This window comes from Blautia sp. AF19-10LB (genome assembly GCF_003461245.1).
Classification (GTDB): Bacteria; Bacillota; Clostridia; order Lachnospirales; family Lachnospiraceae; genus Blautia_A; species Blautia_A intestinihominis.
On sequence record NZ_QTWS01000016.1, the window covers coordinates 42363 to 63391 of the forward strand.

19 protein-coding genes are annotated in these 21029 nt (G+C 48.6%); 3 read left to right on the forward strand and 16 right to left on the reverse strand.

Features of this window, described 5'->3' with window-relative positions; all coding sequences use genetic code 11:
* Positions 1–151 precede the first annotated feature (151 nt).
* The gene (locus DWX28_RS10205) at positions 152–1018 is read right to left on the reverse strand and encodes a pyridoxamine kinase (RefSeq protein ID WP_118252627.1); all 867 of its coding nucleotides are present in this window, start codon (positions 1016–1018) and stop codon (positions 152–154) included.
* Between the two features lie 104 nt (positions 1019–1122).
* Here DWX28_RS10205 and pdxR point away from each other — a divergent pair, with 104 nt between their 5' ends.
* On the forward strand, positions 1123–2433 hold the full coding sequence (pdxR, locus tag DWX28_RS10210) for a MocR-like pyridoxine biosynthesis transcription factor PdxR (RefSeq protein ID WP_118252628.1): 1311 nt from the start codon (positions 1123–1125) through the stop codon (positions 2431–2433).
* Between the two features lie 49 nt (positions 2434–2482).
* Here pdxR and DWX28_RS10215 read toward each other — a convergent pair whose 3' ends face one another.
* The 11 genes from DWX28_RS10215 to DWX28_RS10265 form a co-directional block, all read right to left on the reverse strand.
* On the reverse strand, positions 2483–3124 hold the full coding sequence (locus DWX28_RS10215; RefSeq protein ID WP_022215249.1) for a precorrin-8X methylmutase: 642 nt from the start codon (positions 3122–3124) through the stop codon (positions 2483–2485).
* Positions 3124–4647, reverse strand: coding sequence for a cobyric acid synthase (locus tag DWX28_RS10220; protein ID WP_118252629.1), 1524 nt, complete (start codon positions 4645–4647; stop codon positions 3124–3126). Before DWX28_RS10220 ends, DWX28_RS10215 begins: the two co-directional genes overlap by 1 nt.
* Before the next feature lies 1 nt (position 4648).
* Positions 4649–5725, reverse strand: coding sequence for a threonine-phosphate decarboxylase CobD (cobD, locus tag DWX28_RS10225; RefSeq protein WP_022215251.1), 1077 nt, complete (start codon positions 5723–5725; stop codon positions 4649–4651).
* Positions 5726–5755: 30 nt separating this feature from the next.
* Positions 5756–6736, reverse strand: coding sequence for an adenosylcobinamide-phosphate synthase CbiB (gene cbiB, locus DWX28_RS10230; RefSeq protein ID WP_330417649.1), 981 nt, complete (start codon positions 6734–6736; stop codon positions 5756–5758).
* A complete protein-coding gene (locus DWX28_RS10235; protein WP_022215253.1) occupies positions 6733–8136 on the reverse strand; it encodes a cobyrinate a,c-diamide synthase in 1404 nt (467 codons plus the stop codon). Before DWX28_RS10235 ends, cbiB begins: the two co-directional genes overlap by 4 nt.
* Positions 8133–10136: a precorrin-6A reductase gene (gene cobK, locus DWX28_RS10240; protein WP_022215254.1), complete on the reverse strand. Its 2004-nt coding sequence runs from the start codon at positions 10134–10136 to the stop codon at positions 8133–8135. Before cobK ends, DWX28_RS10235 begins: the two co-directional genes overlap by 4 nt.
* A complete protein-coding gene (gene cobJ / locus DWX28_RS10245; protein WP_022215255.1) occupies positions 10129–10860 on the reverse strand; it encodes a precorrin-3B C(17)-methyltransferase in 732 nt (243 codons plus the stop codon). The genes cobK and cobJ overlap by 8 nt, the downstream gene beginning before the upstream one ends.
* A complete protein-coding gene (locus tag DWX28_RS10250) occupies positions 10853–11935 on the reverse strand; it encodes a cobalt-precorrin 5A hydrolase (RefSeq protein WP_330361775.1) in 1083 nt (360 codons plus the stop codon). The genes cobJ and DWX28_RS10250 overlap by 8 nt, the downstream gene beginning before the upstream one ends.
* Positions 11919–12677, reverse strand: a complete 759-nt coding sequence (gene cobM, locus DWX28_RS10255; protein ID WP_022215257.1) for a precorrin-4 C(11)-methyltransferase — start codon at positions 12675–12677, stop codon at positions 11919–11921. The genes DWX28_RS10250 and cobM overlap by 17 nt, the downstream gene beginning before the upstream one ends.
* Positions 12677–13852: a cobalt-precorrin-5B (C(1))-methyltransferase CbiD gene (cbiD, locus tag DWX28_RS10260; protein WP_118252631.1), complete on the reverse strand. Its 1176-nt coding sequence runs from the start codon at positions 13850–13852 to the stop codon at positions 12677–12679. The genes cobM and cbiD overlap by 1 nt, the downstream gene beginning before the upstream one ends.
* Positions 13853–14108: 256 nt before the next feature.
* Positions 14109–15551 carry a L,D-transpeptidase family protein gene (locus DWX28_RS10265; protein ID WP_118252632.1) on the reverse strand — a complete coding sequence of 481 codons (1443 nt, stop codon included), beginning with the start codon at positions 15549–15551 and terminating at the stop codon, positions 14109–14111.
* A gap of 216 nt (positions 15552–15767) precedes the next feature.
* Here DWX28_RS10265 and DWX28_RS10270 point away from each other — a divergent pair, with 216 nt between their 5' ends.
* Positions 15768–16649 (forward strand): RluA family pseudouridine synthase, encoded by an 882-nt coding sequence (locus DWX28_RS10270; RefSeq protein ID WP_022215260.1) that lies wholly within the window; start codon positions 15768–15770, stop codon positions 16647–16649.
* 82 nt (positions 16650–16731) lie between these two features.
* Here DWX28_RS10270 and DWX28_RS10275 read toward each other — a convergent pair whose 3' ends face one another.
* From DWX28_RS10275 to coaBC, 3 genes are all read right to left on the reverse strand, one after another.
* Positions 16732–17496, reverse strand: a complete 765-nt coding sequence (locus DWX28_RS10275) for a type III pantothenate kinase (protein ID WP_022215261.1) — start codon at positions 17494–17496, stop codon at positions 16732–16734.
* Between the two features lie 27 nt (positions 17497–17523).
* Entirely contained in the window at positions 17524–18162 is a 639-nt protein-coding gene (locus DWX28_RS10280; RefSeq protein WP_022215262.1) for an ECF transporter S component, read from the reverse strand.
* Between the two features lie 95 nt (positions 18163–18257).
* Positions 18258–19463, reverse strand: a complete 1206-nt coding sequence (coaBC, locus tag DWX28_RS10285; protein ID WP_022215263.1) for a bifunctional phosphopantothenoylcysteine decarboxylase/phosphopantothenate--cysteine ligase CoaBC — start codon at positions 19461–19463, stop codon at positions 18258–18260.
* Between the two features lie 169 nt (positions 19464–19632).
* On the opposite strand from coaBC, the gene DWX28_RS10290 reads away from it, so the two are divergent.
* On the forward strand, positions 19633–20196 hold the full coding sequence (locus DWX28_RS10290) for a class I SAM-dependent methyltransferase (RefSeq protein WP_118252633.1): 564 nt from the start codon (positions 19633–19635) through the stop codon (positions 20194–20196).
* Between the two features lie 5 nt (positions 20197–20201).
* On the opposite strand, the gene DWX28_RS10295 is transcribed toward DWX28_RS10290, so the two are convergent.
* A complete protein-coding gene (locus DWX28_RS10295; RefSeq protein ID WP_022215265.1) occupies positions 20202–20930 on the reverse strand; it encodes a peptidylprolyl isomerase in 729 nt (242 codons plus the stop codon).
* Positions 20931–21029 lie beyond the last annotated feature (99 nt).

The following is a 21029-nucleotide window of genomic DNA, read 5'->3' on the forward strand; positions in this document are numbered from 1 at the left end:
GATAGCATTTTGCCTTGTATGTCTCGGGATTTTGGCAAAAAACATGCCAAAACACCTCGCGGGATACTACCTACTAAATAGTTACAAGAATCTTTAAATAAAAAATACCCGCCGGATCGATCGACTGCGACCACCGGCGGGTATTTTTCTGTTATTTTACATCTGCAAGTTCATAGAGATAAGTTTCGAAACAGATTCCTTCATTTCGATCTGTTCCTTCTTCTACAGCATCATGGATTCCTTTTGCAAGGAAATTCACCGCTTTCTGTACGGAAGCAGCGGTATCAGTCCCCTTGACCATCCCTGCACTTAAGATAGAGGCAAACAGATCTCCCGTACCAGAATAGCTGCCGCCCTCTTTCTTCGTTGTCACCCAGGTCTGCGCTGCTTTTTTGCAGATAAGGTTGCTGATGTACTTCGCACCATCTTCTTCATGGCTGATGCCCGTGATCACAGCTTCCACATCAAATTTCTCTGTAAGCAGGCTGCCGATCGTCTGGACATATTTCAGAAATTCCTCTCCGGAGAAACCGGAAATCTTCTGCCATTCTGTGTGCATTTTTTCTCTTCCATAGAGAAGAAGCAACGCTTCCGTGATGTTCGGAGTGATCACTGCTGCCTCTCTGACAAGCATTCTCATCTTTTCGCACAGTTCTTCTGTATAGATCGGGTATTCCTCCCCATCATCACCCATGACCGGGTCAACGAGGACTTTTGTTTCTTTTTTCTTAAATCTCTGTATAAAATCCACCGCCTTGTCTGCCTGTGCAGCATCAGCCAGGAATCCTGTATAAATGCCATCCGGGTGAAAATCCATCTTCTGCCATTCGTCCATCAGGATATCCATACGGTCTGTATAATCATCACAATAATAAGACGGAAAACCGGTCTGTGCACTCAAAATAGCAGTAGGAAGCGGACATGCCTGCACCCCCATCACCGAGATCACCGGTATCGCTGCTGTCAGGGAGCATTTTCCCATCCCGGACAGGTCATTGAGAACTGCAATTTTCTTCAAAGTATTGTCTCCTTGTCTTGCTTTTTGTCATATTCTGATTTAGAATAGCACCTAAGTGTATTTATAAAAATAACCACTTTTATTCATTTTTGAGGGGACAGTTTATGAGTCTAGCATTCCATTCCACCAAAGAAAGCCTGTATCTCCAGGTATACGACCATTACAAAAATCTGATCATGGAGCATCGCATTCCTGCCGGAAGCCGTATGCCTTCCCTGCGTAAATGCGCCACAGAACTGAAACTCAGCCGCACCACGATCGAGAATGCCTACCTTCAGCTTGCCGCAGACGGCTACATCGTCGCCCGTGCCCAGAGCGGTTACTACGTAACCAGTATCGCCGACCAGAAACCAGTGTCCACCGCTTCCTGGCATGCAGATCTTCCGCTGGTGCAGTATGATTTTGCCTCCAACGGTGTCGACCGGGAAAGCTTTCGCTTCGATCTGTGGCAGCGTTATATCAAGAGTGCGCTGCGCCAGAGTGACCGTCTTCTCTCTTACGGCGAACCGCAGGGTGAGGCGGATCTCCGTCAGGTGCTCGCTGACTATATCCGACAGCGGAGGAATGTCAACTGCTCTGCCGATGATATCGTGATCGGAGCCGGTGTGCAGAGTCTTCTGAACCTTCTCTGTCCTCTGATCCGGGACAGAAAGTCCGTTTCTTTCCCGAATGCTTCTTTTGTACAGGGAAGTACGATCTTTGCAGGCTATGGTTTTGAAGTGCAGTACCGCAACAAGGACTGTGATGTCATCTACGTTTCTCCTGCCCATATGACCAAATGGGGCGAGATCATGCCGGTCAGCCGCCGTATGGAACTGGTACATTACGCGGCTCAGAAGGGCAGCCTGATCATCGAGGATGACTTTGAGAATGAATTCGTCAATTTTCAGCGGCCGACCCCGTCCCTTTTTAACCTTGCCGGTGGACATGGAGTTGTTTATATCGGGTCATTTTCCCGTCTGCTGCTTCCGTCGATCCGCTTAAGTTTCATGGTCCTGCCACCGAATCTTTCCAGGAAATACGCTGCTGTCGCAGACCGCTACAGCCAGACTGCCTCCAAGGCCGAACAGATCGCACTCTGCCAGTTTATCCGCGACGGTCACCTGACTTCACAGACCAAAAAGCTCAAGAAACTCTACGCGCAGAAACTCAAAAAACTGAAAAACGAAGTGCGGAACACCTTTGGCAGTGACTGTACGATCCAGACAGGTGCCGCCGGAACAAGCCTCGCATTGACTGTTCCCTACGCCCGGACCGGCCTGGAACTAAAAAAAGAAACCCGCATGAAGGGCTTCGATCTGCTGATTCTCGAGGAAGGCGCAGACACGATCACGCTCCTGCTTTCCTGTTCCTCGATCCCCGCAGACGATTTTGCCCCGGCATGCCGGCTCCTGAAAGAACTTCTTAATAAATAATGATCACCTGACACCTGTCCCTCCTTTTCTCTGGAACAGGTGTTTTTCTTTAATCCCTTCGATTGTCGATCATGTACAAAAGTGCATTGCAGATGCAGGCTGCGATATTGCTGCCGCCCTTGCGTCCTCTTGCAACGATATACGGTGCTCCGGACTGCATAATCAGTTCCTTGGACTGCACCACATTGACAAATCCTACCGGAACACCGATGATCAGTTCCGGATCCAGTTTGCCGTCCTCGATCAGTTCATAGAGACGCACCAGTGCCGTCGGCGCATTTCCGATCGCGAAGATCAGCTTTTTATCGAGAGTAGCTGCTTTGTCCATGCTTGCAGTCGCTCTCGTGGTTCCGTTTTCTTTTGCGGTCTTTGCCACATCTTCATCGGACATGAAGCAGTAAACCTCACCGCCATAACGGGCAAGGGCGCGTTTGTTAATGCCGGATTTAGCCATCTGTGTGTCTGTGACGATGCAGGCTCCGTTTTTGATCGCATCCATTGCCTTCTCGATAACATCCGGGGAAAAACAAAGATTTCTGGCATAGTCAAAATCTGCACTTGTATGGATGCAGCGTTTCACCACCAGTTCTGTTCCCGGGAGCAGCGGGGTATCCCCGAGTTCTTCCGTGATGATCTCAAAGCTTCTCTTCTCGATGTCCATCGGTTTTACATTTTCAAGTTCTACTTTCATCAGGCTTTCTCCTCCTCGATTCCCTCGTCCAGTATCTCATAGATTTTTTTCATGTCCAGATGTTTCCGCAGTTCTGCTGCCAGGATATCATACTGTGTCTCCTTAAATGCTGCAAAATCCACGCCCTCCATCTCGGATACATCGATTCCCTTTTTGTCGCCCACCGCTTTTACGAGACCGAGTGCAACTTCTTCCTTGTCGAAGATTCCATGCACATAAGTACCGCAGATATTGTGGTAGAACGTACCTTCTCTCTTCTCGCTTCCTGTCACGGTATCCTTCGTAAAGGTGCTGGCAGAGGCGCCCTCTTTCCAGGTGCTCTCGCCCATATGGATCTCATATCCTGTAAATTCGACATCTTTAAGCGGTGCATAATCGCCTTCCAGGGAAAGGAAACGTCCGGTAACCTGTGTCCTTGTCTTTTTCTCCGCAAATACGGTATCCATCGGCAGAAGTCCCATTCCACGCATGGAACCTCCCGCTTCCACACCATGCGGATCACTTAAAGTCTCGCCCAGCATCTGATAGCCGCCGCAGACACCAAAGATCAGGGTACCGGAAGCTGCTGCCTTGAGGATCAGAGCCTCCATCCCGCTCTCACGGAGCCACTTAAGGTCATCCATCGTATTCTTTGTTCCCGGAAGGAAGATCACATCCGGATTCTTAAGGTCGGACGGATGCTGTACATAGCGAAGAGAAACTCCCGGTATGCTCTCCAGTGGATTAAAATCTGTGAAATTGGAGATCCTCGGCACACGGATGACTGCCATATCGATCATCCCAACTTCCTGCGGACGGTCAAAGCGCTCTGTCAGGCTGTCCTCGTCCTCCACCTGGATGTTAAGATACGGTGCGACACCGACAACCGGGATCCTGCATTTGCTCTCCAGCATCTCCACGCCCGGATCAAGGATCGTCTTATCACCGCGGAATTTGTTGATGATCAGACCCTTTATCATCTTTCGCTCGTCTTCCTCCAGAAGCTCCACGGTTCCGTAAAGCTGTGCAAACACACCGCCGCGGTCGATATCTCCGACCAGAAGGACCGGTGCTTTTGCCATCTTCGCCATTCCCATGTTTACGATATCCTCTTTTTTGAGGTTGATCTCTGCCGGGCTTCCTGCACCTTCGATCACGATGATATCATTCTCTGCTGCAAGTACATCAAATGCTTTCATGATGTCCGGGACAAGTTTTTTCTTGTAAGCAAAATAATCCCTTGCGCTCATTGTGCCAAGGACTTCTCCGTTTACAATGACCTGAGAGCCCACATCGTTGGTCGGTTTCAGAAGGATCGGGTTCATAAGGACGGACGGTTCGATCCCGGCAGCCTCTGCCTGCATGACCTGCGCTCTTCCCATCTCCAGTCCTTCCTTTGTGATAAAGGAATTCAATGCCATATTCTGTGACTTAAAGGGAGCCACACGGTATCCATCCTGTTTAAAGATACGGCAGAGTCCCGCTGCCAGAAGGCTCTTGCCCGCATTTGACATCGTTCCCTGCACCATGATCGCTTTTGCCATTTTACTCCTCCCCCTCTTCTTCCTGTGTTTTCTTTCTTGCTTCCATGAGACCGTCATGGATTGCCTGGATCAGACGCTCATTTTCCTCATGGGTGCGTACTGCCACTCTGTAAAATCCCTTACCAAGTCCCGGATAGTTACTGCAGTCGCGGATCAGAACATTCTGTCCCACGCAGATCTCAAAAAGATCTTCCGGTCCCTTGAAAAACAGATAATTTGCCTGAGAAGGAAAAACGGTCATCCCAAGCTTATATAATTCTTCACTTAAATATTCAGATTCCGCAAAGATCAGTTTTCTCGCTCTTTCGACATATTCGACTTCACCAAGTGCCGCAATTCCTGCCGCCTGTGCAGGAATCGAAATATTCCATGGCTGTGTAGCCTGTGTCATCTTTTCAAGAAGTTCCTCATTTTCTGTAATTCCATATCCAAGACGCACACCCGCCATCGCATAACGCTTTGTAAATGCTTTGAGAAGAAACAGATTGTGATACCTCGGAAGCTGTGCCTTGAGGCTGTACTGTCCCGGTTCGCGGATAAAATCCTGAAAACATTCATCCACCACCAGAAAGATTCCCATTTCCCGGCAGACACGGAGCAGTCTGAACAGAAATTCTCTGTCCGTCAGTATCCCCGTCGGATTGTTGGGATTACAAAGAAATACCATATCCAGATCTTTGTGCAGCCAGTCAATAAAACTATCCTGAACACGGAATTCATCTTCTTCCTTGAGAAGCACATGCTCCACCTCTGCCCCGACACTTTCCAGTGCCTGCTCATATTCTGCAAATGTAGGAATCGGAATCAGTGCTTTCTTCGGTTTGAGTGCATGGCACAGTGAAAAGACCAGCTCCGCCGCACCGTTTCCACAGATGATATTCTCCGGTTTGACATCCTCATAGGCAGCGATTGCTTCTTTCAGCGGCGCGTATCCCACCTGCGGATAGTCTTTGAGATGGTCCAGACTGTCCCGGACTGCCTGCTTGACACTCTCCGGTGTTCCAAGGGGATTACAGTTTGCAGAAAAATCAAGACAGTTTTTGTAAGTATAGATATTTCCCCCATGTACGTGTTTCATTTCATTTCTCCTTTGCTGCCTGTTGTGGTATTACAGGATCCAGAACCCGACGGCGATGCGGATGATAAGGCAGATCAGAATGCCAAGAAAAGCAGTTCCGTACATCAGACGGTTGGAGCGTCTGATATCCTCCGGTTCCACAGCGCGAATCGGGTCTCCGATCGTCGGTTTTTCGTATAATTTGCCAAAATAGCAGGCATTGCCGGCAAGCTGTACGTCAAGCGCTCCTGCCATTGCTGCCTCTGTCTGTGCAGAGTTCGGGCTTGCATGGTTTCTTCTGTCTCTCCGGTAGATCTTTGCTGCGTTTTTGCCATCCATTCCACAGACAAAAGCTGCCGCAACCATCAGCCAGCCAGAGATCCTTGCCGGAAAAAAGTTTGCCACATCATCAAGCTTGGCACTGCATCTTCCAAAGTACAGATACTTGTCATTTTTGTAGCCGAGCATGGAATCCATGGTATTGATCCCTTTATAAAGAAACATCAGCGGTGCGCCGCCGATCGCCATATAGATCATCGGAGCGATCACACCGTCAGAACAGTTCTCTGCCACAGTCTCCACGGCTGCCTTTGTGACACCTGTATCGGTGAGTTCCTGGGTATCACGTCCTACGATCATGGACACTGCATAACGCGCCTCCTCGATCGTACCGTTTACCAGCCGGTCATAGGCCTTCATGCTCTCATCCTTTAACGATCTGGTAGCAAGGAGCTGGTAGCACCAGAATGTCTCCAGGATCACACCCGCCACCGGGAAATGTCCGTACAGAAGAGACAGGAGCACAGCCGGCACGCCAAAGGAAAACAGACAGACAAGAATCGTTTCCACAACTCCGCCAGCCAGTTCTCCTGCATTTGTCTTCGGAAAGATCCTGCGGATTCCCTTTTCAAGAACGGAGATCAGATTTCCGATCAGGCAGACCGGATGATACAGCCACCTGGGATCTCCAAATATCAGATCAAGTAAAAACCCTGCTGCCAGGGCTATCGTATGATAGATCACATTTGTCACTCTTCCTGACCTTCCTGCTTGCAGGAACATCGTTGTTTTTTGTATGCGAGGCATTTTTTAAGAAATGCCTTCGGTACTTCGGGATTTCCATAATAATAAAGATGTGGAAAACCAGCCAGCATCGTGTCCGTTCCATGGATACAGTCCCATCCACGCTTACTCTCCGGCTTCGCCGCATGAAAATCCCCGCCGCAGTTTTCGGAATCAAAATAGTGGAACTCATGTGCCGGGATCTCTCCGAAATCTTCCATTCCAAGAGCCGGCTTTTTCTGTGTCAGTGTCACATAGCCAAATCTGGAAAGTTTCGGTGTGCGGTATGCTTTTCCCGGGATCACCCCTGCCATCTGGTAGAAGTTCCCATCCATGCCCTCCATTTCCTTGTGGAGATACATAAAGCCTCCGCATTCTGCCATACATGGCATCCCTGCTTTCAGTTTTTCCCGTATCATGTCTTTCATTGTGGTATTTTGTTCCAGTTTTTTTCCGTTTAATTCCGGATAGCCGCCGTATAACAAAAGCCCGTCCAGATCATCCGGAAGCTGCTTATCTTCCATCGGTGAAAATGGAACAATCTCTGCCCCCATCTCGCCCAGAAGACGGAAATTGTCTGCATAGAAAAAGCAGAACGCCTCATCCTCCGCAACGCCGATACGCACCGGCTCGGAGAGTCTGAAATCGGTCACTGACTCCGGCTTCGCATCCAGAAGATCCGGTGCCTCGCCCGCCAGTTCCAGGATCCGGTCGATGTCAAGTGTCTCTTCCAGAACGCCTGCAAGCTTATGAAGCCTGTCTTTCAGTTCCGGGATCTCATCCGGAAGGACCAGACCAAGATGTCTGCTTTCGATCACACAGTCCTCAACCTTCGGTACATAACCAAGAACCGCAACACCCAGTTCTTCTTCCAGAAGTTTCTTCATTCTCGGATAGAGCATGGGAGACATCTGGTTAAAGATCACACCTTTGATGTGGCTGTCCTTCTTATATTCCAGGAAACCTTTGACATAGGCAGCCAGGGACACACTCATCCCACGGCTGTTTACGATCAGGATGACTGGTGTATCGGTCACTTTGGCAAGGTCATAGGCACTGGCTGTGGTCGTAGTTCCCGCAACGCCGTCATAAAAGCCCATGACACCTTCCATGACTGCGATCTCACAGTCTCTGGCATTTCGGGTCAGAAGATATTTCGTTACCTCTGATCCTGTAAAAAAGGTGTCCAGATTCCGGGACTTTGTCCCGATCACCCGGCTGTGGAACATCGGATCGATGTAATCCGGCCCGCATTTAAAGGACGCCGTCTTAAGACCGCGCTCCACCAGTGCTTCAAGAAGCCCGCAGGTGATCAGGGTCTTGCCGCTTCCGCTGGAGCCTGCTGCCAGAAGGATTCTCGGGATCTTCATACCTGTTCCTCCTGTGTTTCGGATTTCTCGTGTGCCTGTACCGTGATGATATAGATTGGATTTTCGCCCATCATCATATGGTAACGTCCGATATTTTTGGATCTGGAAGCGCAGAGCTGTACGACTTCGCTCTCGCACTGATAAGTTTCCTGCTTCTCAAGTTCACGGATGCAGTCAAGTGCCTCGCCCACGGTTTCCAGAGTAATGCAGTTGATCACAATACGCACCTGTGGGTTCTTATTCAGCAGAAGCTCCACGATCTCCTTCATATTTCCGGAAGATCCGCCTATAAAAGCGTGTGTCGGCACAGGAAGTTCCTCAAGTGCCTCCGGTGCGGTTCCCGGAACGATGTACATATGGTCCAGTGCAAATTTCTTCTTATTCTCCTGAAGGAGTGCCAGGGCATCCTCCTTTTTCTCGATCGCATAGACCCCGCCTTCAGATGCGCGAAGTGCCATTTCGACAGAAACAGAACCTGTTCCTGCACCAATGTCGTAGCAGATGGCATCTTTTGGAAGTCTCAGTTTGGAGAGAGAAACGGTACGCACTTCTGTCTTGGTCATCGGTGCCTTGCCGCGGATAAATTCTTCGTCTGGAATTCCATGAGTTGCCAGTTCCAGTTCTGCCTGTGGATTATATGCACAGACTACGCTCAAAGGATCTCCCTCATAGGAAACAAGTTCTCTGGCTGGTTTCGCCAGGATCTTCTCGTTATCATAGGAAAGATTTTCTCCGACATGAAGAATAACGTCGCCCATTCCGTAAAATATAAGCTTCTCTGCCAGTTTACGCACTCCGTCACCCGTTCCGAGGATTGCAAAAACCTTGCGGTTCGTGCGGATCAGGGAAATGAGATTGCAGGTTTTTCCATGCGCGCTGACGATCTTTGCGTCGTCCCAGGACAGGCCGATCTTTGACATAAAATAAACCACAGATGAGATCCCACAGATCATTTCCGTATCCGGTCCGAGAAGTTCTGCAAGTTTCTTCGCCCCGCTGTAAAATCCAACATCACCGGAAAGTGCAACTACAACTTTGGTGTACTCCGGATGTGCGATCAGATACTCTGCGATCTCTTTGCTCCGATATTCATAAAAAACATCCTGTCCAGAAAGCCGGACAGCATCGACCATTCGCTTTGCGCCTACGATAAGATCCGCGTTTCGGACAGCTTCCTGACCCTCCTGCGTCAGAGTCTTCGGGCTTCCCATGCCGATTCCGAGAAGTGTGACCTTCTGTTTTCTGGTAAGTCCGTAGCGTTCGATCAGCATATGCCTGCATTCCCGCAGAGACAGACCCTCTTCTGCGAGAGGTCTTCCGATGATCACAACAGTTGCACCACAGGCTTCGGCCGCCTGGATCTTCTCAAGAAAGCCGCCGGCTTTGCCGGAATCCTTGGTAACCAGATATCTGCACTCATACTGCGTAAGCATCGCCCGATTCATTTCCATGGAAAAAGGTCCCTGCATCGCAATCAGGTTCCGGCCTTCAAAACCAAGTGCCTGACAGGATTCGATCACGGACGGAAGGGACAGCACTCTTGCAAACAAGCGCTCCTTATAATCCGGAACGGAGGTAAATGCCGCCAGTTCCTTGCTTCCTGTGGTCAGGAGAACATTCCCTGTAGTTCCTTTCAGGTACTCTGCCGCTGCCTGTGTATCCTTAACATAGACAGCGTTCTGCTGTCCGCTGCCTGTACGGAGGATCCTCGTATAAGAGACTTCGGCTTCCTCGCAGGCTTTTCGGATATTTCTTGTCACTTCTGCTGCGTAAGGATGTGTCGCATCCAGAACAAGTTCCGGTTTTTCTCTGGAAAAAAGCTCTTTCATCTCATTCTCGTCGAGACGTCCCGCCTGTACATGCAGACTGGAACTCTCTTTGAGGGATCTAGAACCATATTCTGTCGCCACGCATGCCAGCACCGGGATCTGGTTTTCACCGAGGAAACGACTGATCTCGTATCCTTCGGTCGTCCCGGCAAATACAATGACTTTATACATTCCTGTATCCTCGTGGTGTTACCATCTTGCCGTTGATTTCTTTTGTCTGAGAATTTCCGATAAATACGGTTGTAAACATATCCACCTGTGTGTCACGAAGTTCTTTCAGAGTCATCAGATGATATTCTTCTCCTTCACGTCCGATATTGCAGACAGTTCCGCAGACAGTGTCCGGGGATTTGTACTGCATCATCAGGTCACAAGCTTTCTGAAGATAATCATGACGTTTTTTGCTGGATGGGTTATAGAGACAGATCACGAAATCTGCCTGAGATGCGCCGAGAAGTCTTGCCTCGATCTTTTCCCACGGAGTGAGAAGGTCACTTAAACTGATGAGACAGAAATCATGGATCAGTGGTGCACCAAGGACTGCTGCCCCGCCAAGTGCTGCTGTGACACCAGGGACGATCTCAAGTTCTACTTCCGGATAATTTACGCCAACTTCATACATAAGGCCTGCCATACCGTAAACACCGGCATCTCCACTGCAGATCATGGAAACAACTTTGCCTTTCATTGCTTCCTCAAATGCCAGAACGCAGCGGTCAACTTCTTTTTTCATTGGTGTGGTCAGGAATTCTTTGTCCGGAAATGTGTCTTTGACAAGATCTACATAGACGGTATATCCGATAATCGCATCACTTTTTTTCAGAGCTTCCATTGCTATACCGGTCATCTGATCACAGCCTCCCGGTCCGATTCCTACAACATATATTTTATTCAAAATGTACCTCCCATTTCCGGAGTCCCAGAGCTGTCGTCACGCCCTCTCTCCCGGTCTTTTTTCTGATAAGGCTGCCATTGCCGGATGCAAGTACTGCGCTTCTCTCACAGACATTCTCTACGCCTGTGATGGTCCGGACAAAAGCAGATGGAGTAAATTCTCCTTTTACTTCTTTTAATTCTTCTTCTGTATAAGTGACAAAAGGGATCTTCCATTCCTCTGCCAGGGCATTAAGCCCAGGCTCGTCTTTCTTAAGGGAAATGCTTGCAAGATTTCCAACTGCCTGACGGTAGATATCCGCTTCCCTGAGGCAGTTCTCTGCTTCTCTCAGGATGACTTCTGTTTCTTTGTTCTTACGGCATCCCATTCCGAGTGTGACTGCCGGCGGAACTACCTGCGTGGTAGAGGCAAACGGCAGACAGGACGGGTGGATCGTAACCGCAACACCGATCTCCGGGGCAGTTCCTCCATCGAACGGGGTTCCATCCGCGCTGCACGCTGTCAGTCCTTCTGGAAGAGATCCTTCAAATGGAAATTCACTGTAAAATCCCACGGACTCACCCGCAAGCAGTGCCGCTGAGACTTCCTTCGCTGCTTTCATGAAGAAGATCTCACAGCCGTTTTTTTTGGCAAAAACATCAACTGCGAACCGCTTATGAAGGTCAGTCGCTGTCGTCACGATCGGCTGTGCCTCCAGAATCTCTGCCGTTTCAAGAGTCAGTGCATTCGCCCCGCCCAGGTGTCCGGACAAAAGTGAGATCACAAACTGTCCGCACTCATCCACGACAAGAACTGCCGGATCTGATTTCTTACTGGCAACCTGTGGTGCGATGCTGCGTACGGCGATCCCGCAGGCTCCGACAAAGATCATCCCGTCATCCTTCTGGAAATGCTCTGCTGTCCAGTTTCCTGTACTTTCCGTAACAGAATCTTCCAGATATTTACTCTTTTTGTAAAGTTTGGTGTGATACCCCTGTGCGTTCAGTCCTTCCTGGAGTTTCAGAGCTGTCTGAAATCCGGTAAGGCTGAAGCATATGATAGAAATATCCATATTATTCTTATTTGGTCGCTTCACGGAATTCTGTGGTAAATCCCGGATCATAAAGCTTGGAACGGTCGTACTGGGCTGCCTTGACAGAATCTCCGATGATCATAAGTGCAGTCTTGGTAATGTTGTTCTCTGCTGCTGTCTGTGCAAGTGTTCCGACTGTGCAGACAAATTTCTTCTCATCCGGCCAGGTTGCCTTGTAAACGATCGCTGCCGGTGTATCTGCTGTGTATCCGCCCTCGATCAGTCGTCTGCTCAGTTCTTCGAGCATTCCGGTACTCAAGAATATGACCATGGTTGCCTGATGTGCCGCAAAAGACTGGATGCTCTCCTTGCTCGGAACCGGTGTACGTCCTTCCATTCTGGTGATGATCACGCTCTGTGAGATCTCCGGAAGTGTGTACTCCAGATTCAGTGCACTTGCTGCACCGCAGAATGCGCTGACTCCTGGACAGTAATCGTAGGAAATCCCCTTCTCATCGAGAATGTCCATCTGCTCACGGATCGCACCGTAGATACACGGATCGCCGGTGTGAAGACGTACGGTCATCTTACCCTCTGCCTCTGCGTTTTCGATGACAGAAATTACTTCTTCCAGTGTCATCTTGGCACTGTTGTGGATCGTACATACGTCCTTGCTGTATTCAAGAAGCTGCGGATTTACAAGAGATCCTGCATAAATGATCACGTCCGCCTCCTCAAGATACTGTTTTCCTCTGACTGTGATAAGATCCGGTGCTCCCGGTCCTGCTCCTACAAAATGAACCATTATTCCTTTTCTCCTTTGCTAATTTTATCGATCAATTCCGCTGCATTTGCTGTCTGTCCGAGGTATCCATATTCATTGGAAAAGATCACTGCTCCGAGCAGGATCTGCTGGTAGGAGCGATGGTCCAGATAGAATTGGATCCTGTCTGTGATCTCCTTCATCGTTTCCTTAAGAATGTGGTTCTCGTCGAGGACTCGCAATGCTTCGTCTGTGGTATTACACTGCAGAATGGATCTGGCACATGCAAGATCCCCGCCTGCACGGATGGCATTGGAACAAAGTACCTCCATACGTGCATCTGCACTGTGTGAATGGGTGTTCATGATCCCTGCCGCAACCTTGACAAATTTGCCGATATGAGAGATAAAAAGAATCCCTTTCACGCCCATATCTACTGCCATGTCGATCGTCTCACCTACATAGTTGCTGCATTTGATGTTTTTTTCGAAAGGAAGCTCCATGTGCTCCCTCAGATAATCGGCTCCGTAGTTTCCAGGTGTCACAAGCATGTACTGCTCACCCATTGCTGCATGCTGTGTCATTTCCACCCGGATACTGTCGATCAGAGCTTTCTCACTCATAGGCTCTACGATACCGGATGTTCCAAGAATCGATATTCCGCCCACGATTCCCAGACGGGGATTGAAGGTCTTTCTGGCTATCTTCTCCCCTTCCGGCACAGAGATCGTCACTTTGAGTCCGCCCTCATAGTGATACTGATCTGCAATTTCTTCGACTGCCTGTAAGATCATAGCTCTCGGCACCGGATTGATCGCAGCCTCCCCGACCTTCTGGGAAAGCCCGGGCTTCGTCACCCGTCCTACTCCGATACCTCCATCTATCACGATGCGGTCTTCCATATCTGACCGTATCAAAAATTTCTCAACTTTCGCATAAACCAGGATTCCATTTGTGGTATCCGGATCGTCTCCTGCATCCTTACGGACCGCGCAGCTTGCCGCGTTCTCACTTCGTTTCCTGTCCAGGATCTCCAGGTGAAGAAGGATTCCCTTCGGAGTCATCAGCTCCACTTCACTGATCTCATCCTCTCCAAGCAGAAGTCGTACTGCTCCCCTGGCAGCCCCAGCCGCACAGGAACCAGTCGTATAACCAAAGTGTAATTTCTTCTGGTTTCTGATTACATAATAATCTTCCAGTCCGTTTTTCTGTACCATAAATCTCCTCCTTGTATCCGCTCACTAATTATATTATTTTGTATAAAAAAAGTCAACGAAATGCACCTGTTTTCGGGCAATGCCCAAAAGTCAACATAACAGGCACTTCCGGCATCGGGAATGCTTCATAACATATAAATCGATGCCGGATGATTGTTAGAAGAGAAAATTGGCCGGAGCTTACACAAAAAAGGCCGACCCACAAACCAGATCTTGCACAAAAAGACCGACCTGCAAGCCGGGTCGGTCTTCTTATTTAATAGATGATGATCGGATAGCCACCATCGATCGTATTGTAGATCAGAGCTGCCTGGTCTTCAGGGAGGTTGATGCAGCCGTGGCTGCCGGCGCCGGATTTGTAGCGGTTTCCTCCGAAGGAAGACTGCCAGGATGCGTCGTGAAGTCCCTGACCGTATACGAACGGCATCCAGTAGTTTACTTTGACATTGTAGCCATATTCTTCGCTTGATAATTCAAACGGACTTGCCTTGTATGCGATCGGCCATGCACCACGGTAGGTCTCTCTGCCTTTGGTCGGAGCACCGCTTACGATGTCGGTTTCTGTCACAAGCGCACCGTCTTTGTAAAGCCACAGATGCTGGTTATCCAGGCTGACTTCTATGTAGCTGCCCGCCAGGTCGTCGGTCCCGTTGCGCTGCATTCCCTGAATGCTGTATACCGGATCTCTGGAAACTGCGGTGCCGCTCTTTAAGTCCTCGAGAAGCTGTGCAAGTTCTCCGTCCTGGTCGATCTGGAAGCCGTATTCATTTCCTGAGATCGTCACATCATTTCCATAGGAAGTATGGAAAGTTCTCGGTACATAGATCGTATTATAGGTATTCGCAAGATTCTGGATATATGCCTTCGCTGCTTCCTGGTCAATTCCGATATTTTCTCCGTCGATCGTGATCCAGGAATTAATGGTCTGGGAATCCAGGACTTCTGTACTCTCTCCAAATGTATAGGTAACTGTTGTACTTCTGTATTTGTCAAGCTGGTCATTCAGGCTGGTCAGCTTGTTCTGCATCTCCTCATCTGCGGAAACATCCGGGAGCTGATAACATTCTGTACCCATCGTAATATCTGCTTCTGCATCAAGAAGTGCAGAAGTAAAATCCGCATCCAGTGTCTGATCCACAAAGCTCATCAGACGGCTTTCATCAATCTCATCGCCCTGTACCTCACTGGTAATCGTAAATTCTTTCTTTGCGTCATCATACTGGATCGATGCATTTGTAGAAGAGGTACGTTCCCTGTCACCAAAATGGTCTGCTGTCAGTGCACTCTTTTCCTGCTCGGCATCCTTGTTGACTTTGTAAGAGATATTTACATTCTCCTGTTCTGCAAAGATCTTGCGGTTTGCCTCTCTCTTCTTCTGAAGTTCTGTAAGCTGCGTCGTAAGGTCATTTTCATCCAGGCTGTAACCCAGATCTTTCAGAGTCAGACTGTAGACATCCGCTCCGTTTTCCTTAAAAACGATCTTCTTATCCTGGAATGTAGTCAGGATCTTCTGCTTTGCATCCTCCACACCCAGTTTCGACACATCCAGTCCATAGATCGTGATCTTGCGCCCCAGTGTATTCGTATCTGCCACATGGATATAGGCAAAAAATCCCACTACCAGTGCCACTACTGCACCAACGCATACTCCCAAGATGATCTTCAGTGTCTTTTTGCTGATCTTTTTTTCTTCACTCATTGTCTCATTCCCCCGGCCTTATGTATTTCAGCTTATGTAAAAATCTTCCTTTTTATTATAGCGGTGGACCATAAATCCCCTGTAACCGCTATTTACCTTATTTTATACCAGATTGCGATTCTGTTTTCCATTTATTTTTGCAAAATCTGTGGAATTTTTTTTCTTGTTGCCCTATACTGATGCCAGATAAAAAAACAAACTGGAGAAACTAACCATATGGACAGAATTTTAACATATACCATCACCCCGCAGGAGGACGGCATGCAGGTACTTGAATTCCTGCGGTCAAAAGGGTTTTCCCGGCACATCCTGACTTCCATGAAGCCGGATAAAGAAGCACTTCTCGTAAACGGAATGCGCGCCGGGGGACGAAGCATTCTCAAAGAAGGAGACCATTTCCGGGTGCGCGTCATGGAAACAGGCAGCATGGAAGGGATCGTTCCTGCTCCCCTGCCCCTTGATATTCTTTATGAAGATGAAGACATCCTTGTCTTAAATAAACCGGCTGATATGCCTGTGCATCCTTCGATCGGAAATTATACAAACACCCTCGCCAATGCTGCAGCATTCTATTTCCAGCAAAAAAACGAACTCTGCCCGTTCCGCTGCATCAACCGGCTGGACCGTGATACCTCCGGTTCACTGATCCTTGCAAAAAACGCGCTCAGCGCCGCGATCCTTTCCGCACAGATGCGAAACCGTGAGATCCGCCGCACCTATCTGGCAGTTGTCTGCGGTGTCACCCCTCCATCCGGGACAGTCTCTGCCCCGATCGGACGTGTTTCCGATTCCGTGATCCAGCGGCAGGTCGATCCGGAACATGGAGAATCCGCTGTCACACATTATGAACGGCTCGCTGTCCGAAATGATCATTCCCTCCTGGAGATCCATCTGGAAACAGGACGCACCCACCAGATCCGGGTGCATATGGGATACATCGGACATCCACTCCCGGCAGATTATCTCTACCATCCGGTCTATGACCATTTCAAAAGACAGCCTCTGCATTCTTTCCAGCTTAATTTCCGGCATCCGCTGACCGGCAAAAACCTCTGCTTCACTGCCCCCGTCCCAAAAGACATGGCACAGGCATTCTGAAAAATTTTTTCGCAACAAAAAAATCACTTCCTCTGCTGTTTCACACAGTCAAAAGAAGTGATTTTATAGTTACTGATTTTTATTATTTGTTCTTGTCGTAAATGATCTGAAGTCCCTTGAGGAGCAGGTCTCCATCCCAGATCATCTCTCTTTTGCAGTGAGGAATAATCTTTTTGGACATTCCACCGGTTGCGATCACGGTGACTTTCTGTCCAAGTTCTTCTTCGATCCTGTCCACGATACCGTCCACCGCAGCTGCGTTTCCATAAAGGATCCCGCTCTTCATGCAGTCTACCGTATTTCTTCCAATGAGCCGTTTCGGCTCTTCAATACTGATCCCGCTCAGCTGTGATGCTCTGGAAGTCAGCGCATCCAGAGAGATCCGTACACCCGGAAGAATCATTCCGCCGATATAGCGTTTCTTATCATCCAGAACAGAAATCGTAGTCGCTGTTCCCATATCCACGATGACCAGCGGTACCGGATACTGTGCCAGCGCCGCAACTGCGTCTGCCACACGGTCTGCTCCCATCTCTCCCGGATTATCCAGAACAATATTCAGTCCTGTCTTGACTCCTGGTCCCAGGACCATCGGTTCTTTTTTGAGGATCTTCTCGACCGCAAGCTTCGCTGCATTGGTGATCTGCGGAACTACGGAAGAAATGATCGCACCCTCGATCTCAGAACGTTTGATGTGATGGATGTCAAGGATCGTCTTGAGGTCGATCGCATACTCCAGTTCTGTCTTGGTGTGGTTCGTGGAAATCCTCTCTATAAAGTAAATCTTCTCTTCTTCGATACAGCCAACTACAATGTTGGTGTTTCCGATATCAATGGCTAAAATCATATATTCTCATTCCTGTCTATATGCTTTTTATGCGGCAGTGTCAGGTTTTGCAATCTGAGATGCCGGAATCAGATGAGCCTTGGAAAGTGCGGTTCCTACAGCTGCTGTGATGATTGTTGAAGAAACCATCTCACTGATTGCATTAACACCTACCATCATACAGCATCCAATGATCACATTTCTTCCACCCATAAGATTCTGGATCACTTCTGTGTTTCCGAACATTACAACCAGTGCGGTCATAAAGAACAGAGTATTCAGGAATGCGGAAAAGAATCCGGTTACTGCACAGGATGCATATACATTTGTTTTCTTTCTCATTCCTCTGTAGATGAAACCGATAAGTAATCCATCAAGAATACGAGGTACAAAACACTGAACTGCACTCAAGAATGGATTGATCTGAAACAGGGCTGCTCCCAGTGCGCTGGTACCGCCGATTCCCATTGCCTGTAAGAAACTGGTCAGTCCAAAAACGGCTCCGGCTACGGCTCCGCCTGTCGGTCCGAGAACGACCGCGCAGATTGCGACCGGAATGACATTAAAGGTGACTGCCAGAGGTCCTATGTTCAGATATCCAAGTGGTGTGTACGCCATCAGAAAAAGGATTCCTGACATCAGACCAAGAATGGTGAGCTGTGATGTGGTAAATTTGTTACTTTTCATGTTTTTCCTCCTTGTTATCGTTCCCTCCATGGGGATACAATACGGTGCGGAACTGCGGGTATGTGATTTTATTTACCCGCCTCCTGGTGAACGGGTTACTGTTCCCTTTCTTTCATGATAGAAAGGATCTTATCCAGAATGACGTTGGCTGCATCCTCCTTGCTCATAAGCTGGAGTGATACGTCCTCATCCTGTGTAATCAGGGTCAGCACATTGGTATCACCCTGGAAACCGGCGCCTGCAACCTTGAGGTTGTTCGCTGCCACCATATCCAGATGTTTCTTACCAAGCTTCGCCCTGGAATTACCGATCATGTTCTGAGTCTCCATGGAAAATCCACAGAGGAACTGCTGCGGAGTACGATGTTCTCCCAGGTATTTGAGAATATCGTCCGTTTTTTTCAGTTCAATACTCATTTCTTTGTCCTGCTTCTTGACCTTCTCATCAAAAACCTGCTTCGGGCGGTAGTCTGCCACGGCTGCTGCCTTGATGATGATGTCCTGCTCTGCACTTACGAAAGTCACCGCATCAAACATATCCTTCGCGGTCACGACCGGTACCACCTTTACAAAAGGCGGCGGCGTGATGCTGCATGGTCCGCTGACCAGAGTGACATCTGCGCCACGGAGCATAGCTGCTTTTGCCAGTGCATAGCCCATCTTGCCGGAAGAATGGTTGGTGATGTAGCGCACCGGATCAATGGATTCCTGGGTAGGTCCGGCTGTGACCAGAACCTTCTTTCCCTCAAGATCCTTCTCCGCTGCGATCTCCCTCAAGATGTAAGAAAGCAGTGTTTCCGGCTCCGGCATCTTACCGGCTCCGGTGTCCCCGCAGGCAAGGTAGCCGCTCGCTGGCTGGATCACTTCGTATCCATAATGCTCAAGCGTCTTAAGATTATCCTGCAGGATCGGATTTTCAAACATATTTGTATTCATGGCAGGGGAAATGAATTTCTTACATTTGCATGCCATGATCGTTGTTGTCAGCATATCATCTGCGATCCCATGTGCAAGTTTGCCGATCACATTGGCACTGGCAGGTGCGATCATGACTACGTCTGCCTTCTTTGCAATGGAAACATGTTCTACCTGGAACTGAAAATTTCTGTCAAAGGTATCTACCAGACATTTCGTTCCGGTAAGCGATTCAAATGTAATCGGTGTGATAAAATTGGTTGCATTCTTCGTCATCAGCACATGGACCTCTGCGTGAAGTTTCTTCAGTGCACTTGCAAGATATGCGATTTTGTATGCCGCAATGCTTCCGGTCACTCCCAGAAGAACGGTTTTACCCTTTAACATAAGATTTTCCTTCCTTTTACGAGTTTTTCACAGTTTTCATGTCTGTTACATTATAACAGCCCCAGCGACAATTGCAATGAATTTTTGCTGTGTTTCTTTTTTTGTACTCGTTTTCATGTTAGATTTTTATTATAATGGGAGTAATGAATAAGAAAGGACTAAGATTTTTATGAAAAATTATCAGATCACACAATGGTGTGCGCGTTTTATAAAAGAACAGGTTTCTCCGGGCGATCTCTGTATTGATGCAACGATGGGAAACGGAAATGATACACTGCTTCTGAGTACGCTCTGCGGCGAAAAGGGCAGAGTACTTGCTTTTGATATTCAGGAACAGGCATTAAAAAGTACAAAAGAGCACCTCATCAGCGAAGGTGCACCAGACAACTATACTCTGCTTCTGGAATCCCATACGCAAATGAAAACGCATGCCCAGGAAAATTCTGTAAGCTGCATCACCTTCAATCTCGGCTACCTTCCCGGTGGGGATCACGCCAAAGCGACAAAAGGTGACACCAGCATTGAGGCTCTGACCCAGGGGCTTTCCCTTCTCAGAAAAGGCGGCCTGATCTCACTTTGTATTTACAGCGGCGGCGATTCCGGATTTGAGGAGCGGGACGCGGTACTTGCATGGCTTGCCTCCCTCGACCCGCATAAATATCTTGTCATCCGGAGCGACTACTATAACCGCCCGAACAATCCTCCGATTCCGGTTCTGATCATAAAACTGTAAAACGATCAGTCTTTGATCTGGATGCTCTCGATCACCGGCTGCTCGTCTGCCTTGATCGTTCCGTTGTCATCTGTAGGTTTTGCATCCTTACAGATCTGGTCTACGACATCCATTCCCTCTGTCACATGACCGAATGCTGCATAGTCGCCATCCAGGAAGGTACTGTCAGACTGTACGATGAAGAACTGGGAGCTTGCGCTGTCCGGGTCTGAAGATCTCGCCATGGAGATGGTTCCTCTTACGTGAGAAATATCATTCTTCACACCGTTACTGGAGAATTCTCCCTTGATCGTCTCATCTGCGCCGCCAGTTCCATCGCCCTTCGGGTCACCACCCTGCATCATAAAACCGTCTATGATACGCCAGAAAGTCAGTCCGTCATAGAAACCGTCCTGTGCAAGCTTCACGAAGTTTGTCACTGTGATCGGGGCTGTGTCTGCATCCAGTTCTACCTCGATGCTTCCGTAATCCTTGATAGCAATTCCTGCATGATGGATTCCTGTCAGTTCCTTGCTGGTATCCAGGGTTGTTTCCCCGTCTGTACCGTCACTGAAACCGTCTGCCTCTGCTTCTTCTTCGCTTACCGGTTCCTGTGTCACTTCTTTATCTGAAGAAGTCTCTTCTTTTGTATCTTCTGTTTTTGCAGTATCAGCTGTCTTTGTGCTTCCACAGCCGGTAAGGGTGCCTGCTGTAAGGACAACTGCGAAAACTGCCGCCAAAACTCTGGATTTCATAATAAAATTCCTCCTCTTCTGACATTACTTTCATAACTTTGTCTTGTGCAACAGTTTAACATCACGAAGAAGTAAAGTCAATGCCGGGGATTTTTCTCC

What these genes read in the sequence shown, in the direction of transcription:
- pdxR (WP_118252628.1), top strand. Translation starts at nt 1,123, where the DNA reads ATGAGTCTAGCATTCCATTCCACCAAAGAAAGCCTGTATCTCCAGGTA.
- DWX28_RS10215 (WP_022215249.1), bottom strand. Translation starts at nt 3,124, where the DNA reads ATGAAAGTAGAACTTGAAAATGTAAAACCGATGGACATCGAGAAGAGA.
- DWX28_RS10220 (WP_118252629.1), bottom strand. Translation starts at nt 4,647, where the DNA reads ATGGCAAAAGCGATCATGGTGCAGGGAACGATGTCAAATGCGGGCAAG.
- cobD (WP_022215251.1), bottom strand. Translation starts at nt 5,725, where the DNA reads ATGAAACACGTACATGGGGGAAATATCTATACTTACAAAAACTGTCTT.
- DWX28_RS10235 (WP_022215253.1), bottom strand. Translation starts at nt 8,136, where the DNA reads ATGAAGATCCCGAGAATCCTTCTGGCAGCAGGCTCCAGCGGAAGCGGC.
- cobK (WP_022215254.1), bottom strand. Translation starts at nt 10,136, where the DNA reads ATGTATAAAGTCATTGTATTTGCCGGGACGACCGAAGGATACGAGATC.
- cobM (WP_022215257.1), bottom strand. Translation starts at nt 12,677, where the DNA reads ATGGTTCATTTTGTAGGAGCAGGACCGGGAGCACCGGATCTTATCACA.
- cbiD (WP_118252631.1), bottom strand. Translation starts at nt 13,852, where the DNA reads ATGGTACAGAAAAACGGACTGGAAGATTATTATGTAATCAGAAACCAG.
- DWX28_RS10265 (WP_118252632.1), bottom strand. Translation starts at nt 15,551, where the DNA reads ATGAGTGAAGAAAAAAAGATCAGCAAAAAGACACTGAAGATCATCTTG.
- DWX28_RS10270 (WP_022215260.1), top strand. Translation starts at nt 15,768, where the DNA reads ATGGACAGAATTTTAACATATACCATCACCCCGCAGGAGGACGGCATG.
- DWX28_RS10275 (WP_022215261.1), bottom strand. Translation starts at nt 17,496, where the DNA reads ATGATTTTAGCCATTGATATCGGAAACACCAACATTGTAGTTGGCTGT.
- DWX28_RS10280 (WP_022215262.1), bottom strand. Translation starts at nt 18,162, where the DNA reads ATGAAAAGTAACAAATTTACCACATCACAGCTCACCATTCTTGGTCTG.
- coaBC (WP_022215263.1), bottom strand. Translation starts at nt 19,463, where the DNA reads ATGTTAAAGGGTAAAACCGTTCTTCTGGGAGTGACCGGAAGCATTGCG.
- DWX28_RS10290 (WP_118252633.1), top strand. Translation starts at nt 19,633, where the DNA reads ATGAAAAATTATCAGATCACACAATGGTGTGCGCGTTTTATAAAAGAA.
- DWX28_RS10295 (WP_022215265.1), bottom strand. Translation starts at nt 20,930, where the DNA reads ATGAAATCCAGAGTTTTGGCGGCAGTTTTCGCAGTTGTCCTTACAGCA.